This window comes from Ensifer sp. 1H6 (genome assembly GCF_001976035.1).
GTDB classification, from domain to species: Bacteria; Pseudomonadota; Alphaproteobacteria; order Rhizobiales; family Rhizobiaceae; genus Ensifer; species Ensifer canadensis.
In genome coordinates, this window is record NZ_MOAI01000041.1 from 20,663 (window position 1) to 35,745 (window position 15,083).

At 57.8% G+C, this 15,083-nt stretch carries 17 protein-coding genes and 1 pseudogene; 12 read left to right on the plus strand and 6 right to left on the minus strand.

From position 1 onward, the window contains the following. Positions 1-149 precede the first annotated feature (149 nt). The 3 genes from BKP54_RS31025 to BKP54_RS31035 all read left to right on the plus strand — a co-directional run bounded on the left by BKP54_RS31025 (position 150) and on the right by BKP54_RS31035 (position 2,388). Positions 150-974 (plus strand): alpha/beta hydrolase, encoded by an 825-nt coding sequence (locus BKP54_RS31025; protein ID WP_025431010.1) that lies wholly within the window; start codon positions 150-152, stop codon positions 972-974. Positions 975-1,053: 79 nt separating this feature from the next. Further along, complete coding sequence (locus tag BKP54_RS31030; RefSeq protein WP_025431009.1) at positions 1,054-2,019, plus strand: MBL fold metallo-hydrolase; 966 nt, start codon at positions 1,054-1,056, stop codon at positions 2,017-2,019. A 24-nt stretch (positions 2,020-2,043) separates the two neighbouring features. Next, positions 2,044-2,388: a carboxymuconolactone decarboxylase family protein gene (locus tag BKP54_RS31035; RefSeq protein ID WP_025431008.1), complete on the plus strand. Its 345-nt coding sequence runs from the start codon at positions 2,044-2,046 to the stop codon at positions 2,386-2,388. A 242-nt stretch (positions 2,389-2,630) separates the two neighbouring features. Here BKP54_RS31035 and BKP54_RS31040 read toward each other — a convergent pair whose 3' ends face one another. Next, a complete protein-coding gene (locus BKP54_RS31040; RefSeq protein ID WP_084815394.1) occupies positions 2,631-3,794 on the minus strand; it encodes an aminotransferase class I/II-fold pyridoxal phosphate-dependent enzyme in 1,164 nt (387 codons plus the stop codon). An 81-nt stretch (positions 3,795-3,875) separates the two neighbouring features. Beyond that, positions 3,876-4,592 (minus strand): hypothetical protein, encoded by a 717-nt coding sequence (locus BKP54_RS31045; protein WP_084815414.1) that lies wholly within the window; start codon positions 4,590-4,592, stop codon positions 3,876-3,878. A gap of 249 nt (positions 4,593-4,841) precedes the next feature. On the opposite strand from BKP54_RS31045, the gene BKP54_RS31050 reads away from it, so the two are divergent. The 3 genes from BKP54_RS31050 to BKP54_RS31060 are packed head-to-tail and all read left to right on the plus strand — an operon-like array spanning position 4,842 to position 6,626. Further along, positions 4,842-5,831, plus strand: coding sequence for a zinc-dependent alcohol dehydrogenase family protein (locus BKP54_RS31050; protein ID WP_084815395.1), 990 nt, complete (start codon positions 4,842-4,844; stop codon positions 5,829-5,831). A gap of 53 nt (positions 5,832-5,884) precedes the next feature. Continuing rightward, positions 5,885-6,193 (plus strand): 4-oxalocrotonate tautomerase family protein, encoded by a 309-nt coding sequence (locus BKP54_RS31055; protein ID WP_084815396.1) that lies wholly within the window; start codon positions 5,885-5,887, stop codon positions 6,191-6,193. A gap of 46 nt (positions 6,194-6,239) precedes the next feature. Next, positions 6,240-6,626, plus strand: coding sequence for a DUF983 domain-containing protein (locus BKP54_RS31060; RefSeq protein ID WP_084815397.1), 387 nt, complete (start codon positions 6,240-6,242; stop codon positions 6,624-6,626). A gap of 239 nt (positions 6,627-6,865) precedes the next feature. On the opposite strand, the gene BKP54_RS31070 is transcribed toward BKP54_RS31060, so the two are convergent. Beyond that, complete coding sequence (locus BKP54_RS31070; protein WP_198956894.1) at positions 6,866-7,855, minus strand: zinc-dependent alcohol dehydrogenase family protein; 990 nt, start codon at positions 7,853-7,855, stop codon at positions 6,866-6,868. A 109-nt stretch (positions 7,856-7,964) separates the two neighbouring features. Between BKP54_RS31070 and BKP54_RS31075 the strand changes: the two genes are divergently transcribed. From BKP54_RS31075 to BKP54_RS31095, 5 genes and pseudogenes are all read left to right on the plus strand, one after another. Then, entirely contained in the window at positions 7,965-8,834 is an 870-nt protein-coding gene (locus BKP54_RS31075; RefSeq protein ID WP_025430999.1) for a LysR family transcriptional regulator, read from the plus strand. Between the two features lie 73 nt (positions 8,835-8,907). Next, the gene (locus BKP54_RS37215) at positions 8,908-9,033 is read left to right on the plus strand and encodes a hypothetical protein (protein ID WP_280951692.1); all 126 of its coding nucleotides are present in this window, start codon (positions 8,908-8,910) and stop codon (positions 9,031-9,033) included. Positions 9,034-9,492: 459 nt separating this feature from the next. Continuing rightward, positions 9,493-9,777 carry a hypothetical protein gene (locus BKP54_RS31085; RefSeq protein ID WP_084815399.1) on the plus strand — a complete coding sequence of 95 codons (285 nt, stop codon included), beginning with the start codon at positions 9,493-9,495 and terminating at the stop codon, positions 9,775-9,777. Positions 9,778-9,911: 134 nt separating this feature from the next. Next, a pseudogene (locus tag BKP54_RS31090) lies at positions 9,912-10,073 on the plus strand (molecular chaperone Hsp20); the annotation flags it as partial. A 68-nt stretch (positions 10,074-10,141) separates the two neighbouring features. After that, complete coding sequence (locus tag BKP54_RS31095) at positions 10,142-10,441, plus strand: DUF982 domain-containing protein (protein WP_025430998.1); 300 nt, start codon at positions 10,142-10,144, stop codon at positions 10,439-10,441. Positions 10,442-11,164: 723 nt separating this feature from the next. Here BKP54_RS31095 and BKP54_RS31100 read toward each other — a convergent pair. Next, a complete protein-coding gene (locus tag BKP54_RS31100) occupies positions 11,165-12,208 on the minus strand; it encodes an SDR family oxidoreductase (protein ID WP_084815400.1) in 1,044 nt (347 codons plus the stop codon). Positions 12,209-12,287: 79 nt separating this feature from the next. On the opposite strand from BKP54_RS31100, the gene BKP54_RS31105 reads away from it, so the two are divergent. After that, positions 12,288-12,686 (plus strand): MerR family transcriptional regulator, encoded by a 399-nt coding sequence (locus tag BKP54_RS31105; protein WP_084815401.1) that lies wholly within the window; start codon positions 12,288-12,290, stop codon positions 12,684-12,686. A gap of 240 nt (positions 12,687-12,926) precedes the next feature. Here BKP54_RS31105 and fabF read toward each other — a convergent pair whose 3' ends face one another. Together fabF and BKP54_RS31115 are read right to left on the minus strand one after the other, a co-directional pair. Next, positions 12,927-14,225: a beta-ketoacyl-ACP synthase II gene (fabF, locus tag BKP54_RS31110; protein ID WP_084815402.1), complete on the minus strand. Its 1,299-nt coding sequence runs from the start codon at positions 14,223-14,225 to the stop codon at positions 12,927-12,929. A 179-nt stretch (positions 14,226-14,404) separates the two neighbouring features. After that, the gene (locus tag BKP54_RS31115; RefSeq protein ID WP_084815415.1) at positions 14,405-14,992 is read right to left on the minus strand and encodes a TetR/AcrR family transcriptional regulator; all 588 of its coding nucleotides are present in this window, start codon (positions 14,990-14,992) and stop codon (positions 14,405-14,407) included. Between the last annotated feature and the right edge of the window lie 91 nt (positions 14,993-15,083).

Below are 15,083 nucleotides of genomic sequence, written 5' to 3' on the forward strand. Positions count from 1 at the left end.
GAAAATCAGAGCTTCCTCCGATCTCACGTCGCGCCGTATTGGGCAGCGCCGCAGGAGCTGTCGGAGCTTCCCTCCTTGGGTTTTCACCAATTGCTCCGGTATCGACCGCGAGTGGACAGACACAGCAACGATCAGCCGAGGAAAAGACAATGGGCACGATCACGACCAAGGACGGAACGCAGATTTTCTACAAGGACTGGGGAACGGGCCAGCCTATAGTCTTCCATCACGGTTGGCCGCTTAGCGCCGATGACTGGGACAACCAGATGCTCTTCTTCCTCAGCAAGGGCTACCGGGTAATCGCGCACGACAGGCGCGGCCATGGCCGTTCCACGCAGACCGCGACCGGTAATGACATGGATACCTATGCGGCCGACGTCGCCGAGCTTGCAAAGGCGCTCGACCTGCGTGACGCGATCCATGTGGGTCATTCAACAGGAGGCGGCGAAGTCACTCGCTACGTTGCCCAGCATGGAAAGGGTAGGGTGGCCAAGGCAGTGATAATCTCGGCGATCCCACCGGTGATGCTGAAGTCCGACGATAATCCGGGTGGCTTGCCCATCGGAGTGTTTGACGATCTCCGCGCCCAACTCGCAGCCAACCGCGCGCAGTTCTACCTCGACGTTCCCACGGGTCCTTTCTACGGCTTCAACAGGAAGGACGCCAAGGTGTTCCCGGGGCTGATCCAGAATTGGTGGCGGCAGGGAATGATCGGCGGAGCGATCGCGCACTATGAATGCATCAAGGTCTTCTCGGAGACAGACTTCACTGACGACCTGAAGAAGATCGATGTTCCGGTTCTGGTAATGCACGGCGACGATGACCAGATCGTTCCGATCGCCGACGCTGCCCTCTTGTCGATCAAGCTACTGAAGCACGGTACGCTGAAGGTCTACAAGGGGCTGCCGCACGGTATGTGCAGCACACATCCCGATATCATCAATCCCGATCTGCTGGCGTTTTTCCAGGCATGATCGCCCGGCGGGAAAGGCGGCTTCAGGTGATACCCCAAGCTCCCTGGAGCCGCCCCGCCCGTTTCCGAAAGGATCTGTGATGACCCAGGACTTTAAATTTTCTCGCCGCGGGTTTTGTCTATGCTGCATGGCAGCCTCCACGTTCGCGGTTTCCGGAGGCTGGCTAAGTCCCCGGCAGGTTTTCGCGAAAGCCCAAGGTATCGTGGACATGATCCGCGACGAAGCGGCAAAAGCGCCGATCAAGGTTCACAAAACTAAGGCGGGCGTTTCGATCCTTGAAGGTTCAGGCGGGAACATAGCAGTGCTGACCGGGGGCGACGGAAAGGTCCTGATCGATGGAGGCATAACCGCGTCCCGTCCTCGCATACTCGATGCCTTATCCGGCCTCGGAAAACAGCCGATCAAGCACCTGATCAACACACACTGGCATTTCGATCACACGGATGGAAATGAGTGGCTCAACGCCGAAGGGGCCGCGATCCGCGCGCACGAGAACACCAGGAAACATCTGATGACCGTTCAAAGGGTGGACGACTGGGACTTCGAGTTTCCACGCCCGCCGCTCGCCGCGGTGCCGTCGGAGACGGTCGGCGACGAAATGTCGCTCGAGCTCAACAAGGAAACGTTGATGCTGAAGCACCATCCGAACGCGCATACCGACGGCGACATCTCGGTCACCTTCAGCGACGCAAATGTCGTCCACACCGGAGACCTGTACTGGAACGGCATTTACCCATTCATCGACTATTCGACTGGTGGAGGGATCGACGGCAAGATCAAGGCGGTTGAAGACATTCTCTCTAACATCACCGAAGAGACAGTTGTCATACCGGGGCACGGTCAGCCTCTCAGCAAAAAGTCCGAATTAAGTGACTACCGTACGATGCTCGTCGACATCCGCGGAAATGTGGCAAAGCTGAAGTCCGAGGGAAAGCCCATCGACGAGATCATTGCCGCGAAACCGACTGCCGACTTCGACGCAAAGTGGGGGCAGTTCGTCATCAGTCCCGAGTTCTTCACGCGCCTTGTCTATCATGGCGTCTGAGTTGCGAAATCACGAGGGTATGTGATGTCTATGATCGATTGGAATGCCTATCATCAGCAGGTGCTTGCGGGGGTAGGCGAAATCGCCGCACTGAGTCCGGACGTGATCAGAGGCTACCAGGCAATCGGCGGAGCGGCCCGTAAAACCAATCTGCTGGGTAGCAAGGTCAACGAACTGATCGCTCTAGCGGCTGCGGTCTCGCTGCGCTGCGATGGCTGCATCGTTGTTCACACCGACGCCGCGCTTAAAGCGGGTGCGACGCGCGAAGAGATCGCCGAGGCGCTCGGGACGGCTATTGGCGTCAACGCTGGAGCAGGACTCGTTTATTCCACGCGAGTGATGGATGCCGTCAAATCAAAGGCTTCATGACAACCTCAGCGGTTACATTGAGGCTCAGCCCACTTTGGCCCTGTCAGGGAAACCCGCAATTGGGTGAACGGAGGTTCGGTTGAGAAAAGAAAGATTCGGTTCATGCTCAGGCACTCCCGAAAGCTGCCTGAGGCCATCGTGGGCGACGAAGACCTGCCTCGATGTGAATTGCAGGACTCGGCTAAGCCGGCATACCAGAGCCAGATCGCCTGAGCCAGGAGGCCCAAGTGTCCGTGCTGTCATCATCTGGAAATCTCGGCGAGAAGCGCTTCGATATCATCGACAAGGTCCTGATGATCTTCAAGGCCAACACTTATGCGCAAGACGAGATCATCTGCGTCCCACCTCCGCACGGTGCGGTAGGCCTTGACAGGCATGGGCGCAATGAGACTGCGCGTTCCGCCCCAGGATGCCCCTATCGCAAATGTCTTGAGCACATTGAGAGAAGGCGAGACGCGATCGGACAGGCCTCTTTTGAAAACGACGCCAAAGACACCTGACGCCCCAAGAAAGTCCCTCTTCCAGATCGAATGGCCAGGATCGGTCGGCAATGCTGGATGGATAACACGTTCCACGATTTCCGCTGCCTGTATCGTTTCGATCAACTGCAGGGCACCTTGACTTGCATGTCTCATGCGAACGCCGAGCGTTTCTAGTCCTCTTAAGACCAAAGAGGCGTCATCCGGTGACACGCAGATCCCCATTCGTCCGAGCGTTGACCGTATCGGAGCGGTTAGTTGTTCATCGCGGACCGTCAACGATCCCAGCAGTACGTCTGAATGCCCCGAAATGTACTTGGTCAGCCCCTCTGTGACGATGTCTGCTCCGAGCGTCAGGGGTTTGTAGTTCAGAGGTGTCGCCCAGGTATTGTCGCAGCCAACCAGTGCCCCGTGCCGATGGGCTATGTCCGCAATAATGGGTAGATCTTGGACTTCCATTGTCGTCGACCCAGGAGATTCGCACCAGACTATCTTGGTTCTGGCGTTGATTTTAGCGACGAGATCGGATGGATCGACGGGATCGTAGTAGGCAACCTCGATACCGAAGCGCGCGAGTTCCGTATTGGCGAAATCGCGCACCGGGGGGTACACAGAATCGGCTATGAGGATGCCGTCACCCGCCTTGAGAAATGGAAGCATCGCAATCGCGTTGGCCGCCTGGCCCGAGGGTACGAGGAATGTTCTGGCACCGTTCTCGAGAGCTGTCAGTTTTGCCTCGAGCGTTCTGGTGGTCGGTGTTCCGTAAAGACCGTAACTGTAGCCGTCAGGTCCGCGTTGTCCGCGGTTTGCGCTATCCTCGGCGGTGTCGAAGACGATCGTTGAGGCACGATGCACTCCAACCCCGAGCGTTGCGAAGCCTTCGGCATTTACGTTGGGTGTCACGACACAGCGCGTGAGGTCCTTCATCGCATTTTCCTTTTCACCGAGGCGGAAATCAGCAGTGTCCACCATATCCGGCCCCTGCAAGTGCGTGGTCGGGTGCGAACTCTAGGCGACCGAAAATTCCAGACCGCTTACATCAATGGATATCATCAAGCGAGACAAATCGGGCGTGAGGTCTGCTAGGCGAGGGTACCCACGTAGCTTCGTTGGTATGTTGACCCCATGACACTCTTCGTAGTGAGAAAGCAATTCCGTGATGGTTATGCCCGCGTCGCCATCGACATGGTAGTCATGCCTCCGCAAGAGGAAGTTGCCGTCAAAGAAGTAGTCGTGTACGCGGGCAGCGGTTGCAAGGTCCGGCGGCAACTGGGCCCTGAGAACCCGCCATTGGTTTCCACCTTCGTTCCAGGGAACCAGTTCGCATACCTCGACACCTTCCAGCATTAAATGGAATGGAGCGGTCAAAAACGACCTAACAGTGGAGCATGCCAGCAAAACTCCGACCAATGCATCGACTGGCAGTTTGAAGTCATATTGCAATTGCGCGGAACGCACGTCCTCGACTCCGGTAACAAGGGAGCCGTCGTCACCCAGGATGGACAAGCGGTTGCGTTCGAGGTCGCTTCGGCAATTGACGCATCCAAGGGGTTCAATGATCGCTCGTTGCAGATGCGGGAACACAGTTATCTGTCGAGGCGCCAGGTCGCCAAAATTCACACATAAATCGCCACCCAGTAAAGCCGTTGCCTTCGCAACATTATGTGCGCCCCAGTTTGTTAGCCCCCCATGAGCAACGATGGCTTTGTCGAGCAGCTTGTTCAAACTTTCGCTCCCGATACCAAGTGGCAACGACCCGCTCGATCATGTCTGATCAGCTCTTCCTATAAGGTACACCTCTGCTGAAAATCCGAAATCATATCTTCCATTAGGGCGAGAGCTCTAACCTGAACTTGCAACCGCCGGGCTCGGTTTCCACTTCGTCGAAAGCGCGTATCTAAAGGTATATATGATTTCCGCCACCAGGAAGTTGGCGCACAGTCTCCCCCGACGAACGCTACAAGGAGACGCGAGATGCCGACGATGCGAGCAGCGGTGGTCGAAGCCGCGAATGGTCCTTTCCGGATTTCTGAATTGGAGCATCCGGTATCCAAGTCTGGCGAGGTGTTGGTTCGTATCAGGGCTAGCGGTGTGAATCCCCTGGACACGAAAATCCGTGCCGGAGCCGCGGCGCATGCCCGACATGAATTGCCTGCGATACTTGGAATCGATCTTGCCGGGGTCGTGAAGGAGGTTGGTGAGGGTGTGACGAGGTTTTCTCCCGGTGACGAGGTCTACGGGATGGCCGGAGGTGTGGGCGGCAATCAAGGATCGCTTGCGGAGTATGCGGCGGTTGACGAGCGCCTTCTGGCAATCAAGCCGTCGAACATCTCGATGCGCGAAGCGGCGGCACTGCCACTGATCTTCATCACCGCATGGGAGGGGCTCGTCGACCGAGTGAACGTTCAGGCCGGACAATCAGTTCTCGTAATTGGCGCCGGCGGTGGCGTTGGGCATATCGCCGTCCAGATCGCTGTGGCGTTGGGAGCTGACGTCTGTGCCGTCGATTCGGGGAGCAAGGCAGACTATCTGCGCAGTCTGGGAGCAACGCCGATCGATTACTCATCCGAAGACGTGGAGACCTACGTTGCAAAGCACTCCGGCGGTAGAGGATTCGATGTCGTTTACGATTCTGTCGGCGGCGCGGGATTGGACACCGCATTCAAGGCCGTTGCCCGATTCGGACACGTGGTGAGTTGCCTCGGTTGGGGAGCTCATGCCTTGGCTCCCCTCTCGTTCAAGTCTGCTACCTACTCTGGTGTCTTCACTCTGATCCCACTCCTGACCGGTGAGGGGCGTGAGCACCATGGCGATATCATGCGGGAGGCTACGAAACTGGTGGAGGCAGGGAAGGTGTCGCCGCGCCTCGATCCGAGGACATTCACGCTCGAGACCGCTGCAAGCGCCCACGAGCTAATCGAGACCCGAAAGGCCAACGGCAAGCTTGTTGTCGCGCTCGATTAGTTGCGGTCGGCCCTGTCGAATTTCCCTAACCAAAGAAACCAGAGGAGAATACGATGCCCTTTGTGAACATCAAACTCGTGGATGGTGTGTTTACAAGCACCCAAAAACACGCGCTGGCGAAGGCGATCACCGATGTGATGGTCAAGTTCGAAGGCTCCGAGGCGTTCCGTTCCGTTACCTGGGTTCTGATAGAGGAGCTTCACACCGATGGCTGGCACATTGGCGGGCAACCCTTCGCCGTGCCATCCTCGCTAATGGAAACCCTTGGCCGCTCTAAGGCCGTCTACGAGATGATTGACGGGAACCCGACGTCTCGTGACGAGTTTGCAGCGGCGTTGCCACCCAAGGCCGAGGCCAGCTAGCCTTCAACAGCATCCATCTCGATTTCGATGGTGAGGGAACGGATACATGACCATCGACTACAACGAGACTACCACTCCTGCGCTCACCGGACTAAAGGGGCGTTGTCCGCGTTGTCAACGGGGACACCTGTTTAACGGGCTCCTGTCATTGGCGCCGTCTTGTGAGGTCTGTGGTCTGGACTATGCGTTCGCTGACCCTGCGGACGGCCCCGCATTTTTCGCCATGAGTATCGTCGCCGTTCCTGCGCTTGCTTTCGCTCTGTGGCTCCAACTGACATTCGAGTCCTCGCTCTGGGTACATCTCCTTTCAACTCTACCTTTAACCACGGCAGCATGTGTCGTGCTGTTGAGGCCTTTGAAAGGCTGGCTGGTATGCTCCCAATACTTTCATAAAGCCGAAGAGGGCCACATCGATCGGGACTGGCGAAGTTGAATGGAAGACCTCGCGTCGGCGCGGAGGCAGTCTTGTTCGCCGTCGGGATCACGGTCCGTTCGAACGACAGGTCCTTTGCTGCTAAACCAGACACACCAGATCTGTTCCACCCAGCCGTCCCGCATGATCTTTTGCGAGCGAGACAAAGAGAAGGACATCCTCGCGTCTGGGTGTATGCAGAACTCGATGGGATTGCAGGGCAAACGGGTCCCGGCCATGATGACGCGGGACCCTGGCCTTTAAGCGATGTCTACGACGAGCTTTCCGTCAACCTTGCCGGCTTCAATCAACTCGTGGGCCGCCATCACATTCTCAAGTGTGAAGGACCGACCGTCGAGACGCGGCATCAACTGACCCCTTTCTACAAGGCGCGTTGCTTCCCGCATGATGTCCCCGTGATGCTCACGACCTTCGCCAGTGAGTAGCGGAAGCAGTGTGAACACGCCGGAGTATGTCGCCGCCTTGAATGAAAGCGGGGCGAGGGCATGCGAGCCCCAGCCGAGGCAGCTAACCACATGCCCAAATCGGGTGACTGCCTTGAACGCAGTGTCCAGACCAGCGCCGCCAATCGTGTCGTAGACGACGTCGAATCCTTGCCCTTGTGTGTATTTGGCGACGTATTCTTCGACGGTTTCCGTGGCGTAGTCGATCGGCGTCGCATTGAGGCTCTTGATGTAGTCAGCCTTCCGGGCTCCATCGACTGCATAGACGTCCGCACCAAGAGATTTGCCAATCTGAACTGCTACGTGACCAACGCCACCACCGCCACCGATGACGAGCAACTTCTGGCCAGCCCGGATGCCGACGCGATCCACGAGGCCTTCCCACGCCGTGATGAAGATGAGGGGTAGAGCGGCCGCTTCCCGCATGGAAAGGTGAGATGGCTTAATGGCCAGCAACCGTGCATCGACGGCCGCAAATTCTGCCAGCGAACCTTGAACGGCACCCACACCGCCTGTCATGCCGTAGACTTCATCTCCGCGGCGAAATCCGGTCACGCCTGCGCCGACTTCTTCAACGACCCCAGCAAGGTCGATACCCAGGATTGCGGGAAGAGGATGTCTGGCATGAGCGGCTGCTCCCGCGCGGATTTTCGTGTCCAGCGGATTTACGCCGCTCGCCTTTACTCGGACGAGCACCTGGCCTTCGGCCACAGCCGGTCGTGCGATCTGCGCGATGCGGAATTCGGTACCGTGATTTTCAAGAACTAATGCTTTCATCGTGCCCATAGGATTGATCCCTTTCAGTTGATGTCAGCACTTTGATATGGAACTTTCCGAATGGAAATCATATAGATTGTATGTTGAACATGCATTTTTGAATGGGCCGTAAGTCATGATGGAATGGAGCGACATCCGTCTTTTCCTTGCGATCGCGAGGGAGGGAACGCTGGGTGCGGCCGCGAGGAAGTTGGGCCTGACGCAGCCGACGATGGGAAGACGGCTAAAGACCCTTGAGGCCGCGGTCGGCCACTCGCTGTTCCAGCGCACACCGGACGGGTTTGTCCTGACAGATGAGGGCACCGTCGTGATGGGGCACGCCGAACGGATGGAGGAGGAGGCGCTGGCACTCCAGCGGCAACTTGCGGGCACCGAGAACACGTTGTCCGGAACCTTGCGGATATCGTGCTCTGACTGGTTCGGCATCCATATTCTCGCCCCCATCCTTGCCGACTTCGGACGTTTGCATCCCAGTGTAATCATCGAAATTCTCACTGACGCCAGGCTTTTGAACCTGGCGCGTCGCGAAGCCGATCTGGTTTTCCGCATACGGTCTTTCACCGAGCCGGAAGTCATTTCACGCAAGCTGCTACATATTCCCTATGGCCTGTATGTCGCAAAAGGATCGGACGACCCTTCGCCCAGCACTGGAGCGGGATTCAGCGTGATCATTATGGACGAGGCATTTGGAAGCATGCCCGACGTAGGTTGGCTTAAGAGCCGGTTTCCGAATGCGAAAGTTTCGATGCGAAGCAACAATCGCGATGTTCAGGCAAGGTTATGCGCAGGTGGTGCAGGGATGGCCGTTCTTCCGAGACCGCTGGGGGACTCGATGGAGGGATTGAAGCGTGTCGACGTGTCGGAGACTCCCCCTGGAAGGGATACTTGGCTAGGATACCATCAGGATCTCCGGCGCCTTCCACGGCTACGAGCTCTTATTCAATTTGTTGGTGAGCATGCACAAGTGATACAACGCCAATATCGATAGAGCCGTCTACGCGGGCGGCTCGCGCTGAGAACAGCCCTAGGATGCTCATGATGTCGGACACCTGTACGCCATCTTGGCCGTCATCATAAACTGGCGTTCGGCGGCGGCGATCGTGCTGTCGCTGGTGACGTTCTTCACGCTACGCGCCCTCTCAAACCTGAAAGAAGAGGGCGGCGACGATCGAAGAAACTCCGAGTAGACCACATCGGCAGTCGACAACGTGTAGATGCAGCCATGGAGTCCGATATGGATACCGCTTTGGTCGTTGGCTATCTTGCGTCGGTTTGTTCAGTTACGAGCTTCATTCCGCAGGTCTGGAAGAGGACCCGAAACACCGCGGCAATCTCGCCAGGATGTACACGCTGACTGTAACCGGGTTCGCACTATGGACGGTCTTTGGCATCCTGCGCGTCGAGTGGCCGATAATCCTTACAAATCCAGGCGGTCCGCGCCAAGAACACATAACATCACAATGGTGGTCCTGAGCTCCAGCGCCTTGAGCCGCGTGAACATCCAGTAGCCGCCTATTTCAATAAGCCCGTTTCAAACATGCAGCGTCCAGGGAACATCGGCCTTTCAAGCGAGTTAGCCTCGCGATGATTCCCGTCCCCCTCGGTGGGATCATGATTTGATTCGGCGCGGAAAAGGAGGCTGGTCGATGACGGATATTCGCAAGCACGGCTTTGACAGCGATATGCAGTGGCGTGAATACTTAGCAGAGATAGAAGAGGCGGCCGTCGCGAATAGCCCCAGCGAGCCGCTTGAGCCGAACGTCACCCAGGAACTGGCAGATCTCCGTCGACAGGTTGCTGCGCTACGCGAGCGGGTAGTTGCCTCCATCCGGCATCAGCGATCGGGACGGCCCTGGTGGGTTATCGGCGCGGGTGCCCTTTTGCTCGTTCTCATGACAACCTTACGGTTGGCAAAAGTCTCGCGCCCGTGATGCGGGCCGCAATCTGTAGAGGTGGCGATGGCTATTTCCCTAGCCCAGCGGCACGGCACCATAGCGGCCATCGTGGCGCATCTGGTGATAAAGTTTCGTCGCGGATGCCGAGGCGGTGTCAAAGCAATTAGGTTGTCAGGGCGACCGGAGCGGATCTGAAGAACGGTCTTCTGTCCATCGATCTCGTTCGTGAAATTCCGGAGGCACTGAAGCCGAGGAAAATCTCCATTAAGAGCGATCCAGCTCTGGCGCCGTCGGCCGCTCCGGCACAGATCAAAGCAGAGAAGGCCGCTTAAGCAGCATGCAGTGAGGGGCGCCGGTGCGTCGGCGCCCTATGACACTTCGGGTAAGAAAGGAGAGAGCGATGAAACCCGATATGTTCAAAGAGCCTGTACCCATTCTCGTCGGCCTCGGTTGTCCCGCGGAGGTTCGCAGTGTCATGGACGCCTACCGATATCTGTCCGAGTGTCCGGCGTCGCTTAGAGACGCGGCACATTCTATTGCCTTGAAGGCATGTGGAGCCGCGCTTCGCGGCGAAATTCAAGCAGAGACCGCCCGTGGCTTGTTTACCGCCTTTGCAGAGAAACACGATGTGCTGGCGCCGAACACCAAGTCCATCGTCGTGTTGCGCCTGGCGCGCGATAGAGATCCGCACGTGCGTTGAGGTGACCCAATGACCCACAAAACTTTGGAGCACGCGGTCAACAATGCCATGACGATAGGGCAACAGTTCTGGCCTTGCAAAGGCTGGAGTTCCGACGACCAATCGATGTTGTGATGGCGCCCACACTTTCTGCCGATGAAGCGCGCGATCCTCGCCGACTGGGCTTCGGACTATTACGCGAGAGGCTCGCAACCGATCCTCCCCCGTCGCTTGCCGTAGCGTTCAGTTCGGGCTTGGCTCGAGCGGCCTCTCAGACAGTTTGATCCATAACCAGCAGGCCGGATCAGATGGGGCGACAATCAATCGGCGCGATGTTCCGGGGTTGTAATCCACATGCAGACCGCCGGACGCATTGTTTTTTGCCGTCGCCCCGCCACGCATGCTGCCCGTCGGGTGCTGGCCAAGCCGAAGCCGAAACTGAGCACGCGGTGGCGGTCGAACTCTGGGAGAATCGTCCCCGCTCCTGTTCACGTTGATGTCCCTTCACATCTGAGGTGACGCCCACTGATGAGCCAGTGTGAGTGTGGGCGCGTTGCGATCGACCAGTAGATCGGGCCACAATTAACCGAAGCGCAAATGAATCGACGCCTTCGTATCAGTGCGCGATTTCTAAGGAGAAAAGGGGCACTAAGACCGAAATCAACGAATGTCACCGACCTTCAAGGGTCTTTGGCTGAAACCTCTGTCTTGGCTGTAGCCCTTTAACGCCGCATCGCGAACGTTTCAGCTAGGCAAGAAGCCGTGCGTACGGAACCAGGCCACTTCATCACGCAGGGTTTCGGTCACCGGCCGGAACTCCAGACCCAATTCTCGTGTGCTCTTCGCACAATCGTAGCGAGAGCGGTCATTCTCCGTGGCAACTGTTCGCGCCATGGCCCAACTCAAGAGTACAGGCTTGCCAGTCATCCGCGCGTAGAGCTCATTGCCGGCGCCGATCAGGTAAAGGAAGAAGAGTGGAATGCGGCGGGTCGGTGCCTTTGCCCTGGTGGCTTGTGCGATCAACGGCAACAAATCGGCCATGGTCATATGCTGTCCGGCGGCGAGGTAACGTTCGCCGCGTTGCCCCCTGTGGCTAGCGAGGATCATCGCCCGCGCCACATCGCGCGCATCGACCACCGAGAAGGAGCCGGGTGGAACGCCGGGCAAGCGTTCGAGCGCCACATCCAGCACTGTCTGGCCAGCCGAGGTCGGCCCGATATCCCCCGGCCCGTGCATCCAGCCCGGAAGCACCATGGCTGCCCAGAAATCGGGATGTTTGTCGAGAAAGTCAAGCACCACGCGGTCCGACAGGATCTTGCTGCGGTAATAATCATCGGCATCCCGCTCATCCCGCAACATGGACTCGTCTATGGTTTGTCCCTTTGCACCGCGCAGCACTGCAACCGAGCTGGTATGCACGAAGCGCCGCACGCCGGCACGATAAGCGTGATCGAGCAAGCCACGCGTACCCGCGACATTGGCCGCGTAGAGCGCGTCCCAATGCTTCCCGCCCTTGTAGGAGTCGCGGAAATAGGCCGCTGTGTGGAAAACCACGTCCACGCCCTTAAGCGCGTTCGCAAAACCCGGCACGTCGAGCATGTCGCCGGTGATGATCTCCAAATCCAGCCCGGCGAACTGCAATGCTGCTTTCTCGTGCGAGCGAACCAGCGCTCGCACGCTCCAGCCATCGGCGATTAGTTCGCGGACCAGATTGTTGCCAAGAAGGCCGGTTGCCCCAGTCACGAAGGCAGTCGGCTCATGGAAATCGTTATTGGGATGGTTCAGCATGAAAGTGTTCCACAATTGAGGGAACGCATCATATAAGGCTGGACTAAGGTCCATGGTCAACAGCTTAAGGGGTGAAAATATGCTGATCGGAGAATTCGCCCAGCGGACAGGATTGAGCCAGGACACTGTCCGCTTTTATGTCCGCAAAGGTCTGCTCAGGCCGCAACTCGGCGCCAAAGGTGGTCGCAATCCCTATCAGATCTTCACCGACCAGGACGCCTCGACGGTTCGGATGATCCGTTTCGCACAATCACTGGGTCTGCCACTCAAGGAGATCGCGGAGATTGCCACGGAACTGCAACGCGAGGGCTTATCGCCGGCGCGTGAGATCGAGATCATGGACGTCCAGCTCGTCAGGCTTGAGCAGAAGGCAACTGAATTGGCCGAGCTGACCAATTACCTGCGGGCGAAGCGCGACTGGGTCGCGTGCGGCAAGCCGGGCGATGAACCGCGATTTACCGATGACACGCTTTGCTAACCTCAACAGTGGCCGACTTCCGGTAAATGTACCGCGAGCGGCGGCGTTTGGCGTAATTGTTGCTCAGAACGCAGCGACATGCTGTGCAGTCGACCAGGTTGCCGAAGACACCACCGCAAACGCCGATAACGGCAATCACTGGCTTGAGGGGACGAACGTTTGGCGTAGTAACCATCGTCGATTCCATTGAAGTTCAGCTCCCGGACAAGATTTCATGACCTGGTTGGGCGAAGATACCCGTCAGCCAATGGAAGATGAGCGAGGCACGCTTCCACCTGGCCAACGCTTGAAAAGTGCGCTGGCATTGACCCCGCCAAAGCCGAAACCGTTGGATATTGCGTATTCTGCGTCTAATTGGCGCGCGTGGTTCGCCACGAAATCGATACCGTCGGCTTCCGGATCCGGAGCGTTCAGGTTGAGGGTTGGCGGCGCGATCTGGTTCTTGAGTGCCAGAATGGTGAAGATCGCTTCCAGCCCTCCCGCCGCGCCGAGCAGGTGTCCTGTTGCCGATTTCGTGCCGCTGACGGCTATGGATTTTTTGGAGCCAAATACACTTTTGATAGCCCTCATTTCACCGAGATCTCCCACTGGCGTCGAGGTGGCATGCGCATTCAGATGTCCGATCTCACGCGGGGCTATACCGGCCTGCGCGATGGCGATCTCCATGGCTCTGCGCGCGCCGTTTCCGTCTTCGGGGCCGGAAGTTATGTGATGGGCGTCAGCTGTCGTGCCGTATCCGACGAGTTCGGCAATGGGCGTTGCGCCGCGAGCAAGCGCGTGACTCAATGCCTCGATGACAAGTATGCCCGCTCCTTCGCCCATGACGAAGCCGTCGCGTGACGTATCGAAGGGGCGCGATGCCTGGCTCGGCGTTTCGTTGAAGCCAGTCGACAGCGATCTGGCGGCGGCAAAACCACCGAGACTGACGATATTCATGCAGGCTTCTGTTCCGCCGCATATCGCAATGTCGGCTTCGTTGGATCGGATCAACCTGGCGGCATCCCCGATCGCCTGAACGCTGGCGGCGCACGCGGTTACCGGTGCGCCGAGGGGGCCTTTGAAGCCATGACGGATCGAGACTTGTCCCGCTGCGAGGTTGACGAGAAACGGCGGTACTGTGAAGGGTGAAAGACGACGCACACCGCGTTGATCGACGGTGCGGACCGCTTCGGTTATTGCAGGGAAGCCGCCAATGCCCGACGCAACGATCGTTGCGGTTCTCAGCCGGTCTTCATTCGAGGTCGGCTTCCAGTTCGCCTGCGCGAGGGCTTCTTCAGCGGCCGCCAGTGCAAAGATGATAAACCGGTCAACCTTGCGCTGGTCCTTCGGAGCCATGATCGTATCCGGATCGAAGCCGCCTTCTGGATCCTCCGTGAACAAGGGGACAACTCCCCCTATTTTCGAAGGGAGATCCCCGACAACCTCTTCACCCAGTCGACGAATGCCGCTTTGGCCCGCGAGGAGCCGTGTCCAGGAGATATCTACATTTGCACCAAGAGGGCTTACGGCTCCCATTCCCGTGACAACAATACGACGCATCTGTTTTCCACCTGTCTTCACTGTAAAAATGGGCATGCCTTCAGCCTCCCGACGATGCGGTCAGGGCCTGTTCTCTAAACATGCGGTTTATGCAGGAGCCTTGGACGCTCTCAGCCAAACCGGGTGGCAGCTAAACTTCGGCCCTTATCCAGGCCAGGCCATCGAACCCGGCTTAGCCTTCAGGCAACATCGTCACCGCGCGCAATGCGCCTGACTTCGCCAGCCGCTGCGTCGAGGATGCCTTGCGACATGTTCCGGTCCTCCGTGATGCGGGAAAGCGTGACGGCACCCACCATGATAGACAGTATTGCCATCGCCTTGCTGCTGGGCTCGGAGTTCTTATCATCGCCCATTAGTTCATCGAGTACTTCGAAGTGAGCGCGGACTCCGTCCTCGAATGGACGTCTGACCTCTTCACTCTGCCGAGCGGCGTCCGATCCGAGCGCCACCAAAGGGCAACCTTCCGCCTTTTCTCCACGATGGTCGGGGGAGAGGTAGAATGCCATCACAGCCTCGAGGGGATCGGAACTGTCCGCGGCGGCCGCTGACCATCTCCGGGTCGCACTTTCCATGGCGCGCCTTGATGCAAGTGCAGCAAGGTCGTCCTTCGATGCGAATTGCTTATAGAAGCCGCCTTGCGTAAGGCCAGCTCCCTTCATCAGATCCTTCAGGCCAATTCCGTCAAAGCCATGCTCTCGGAACAGACGGCTTGCGACGTTGATGACCGTCTCACGGTTCTCCTCAGCCTGTGCCCGGCTCACTCTCATGACGATCTCCAATTAGATTTCATTTGACATCTATAATGCGAATAGAGTTAGATCGCAATCTAATTTGTTTGGATCGCTGGTCAAGAAGAGA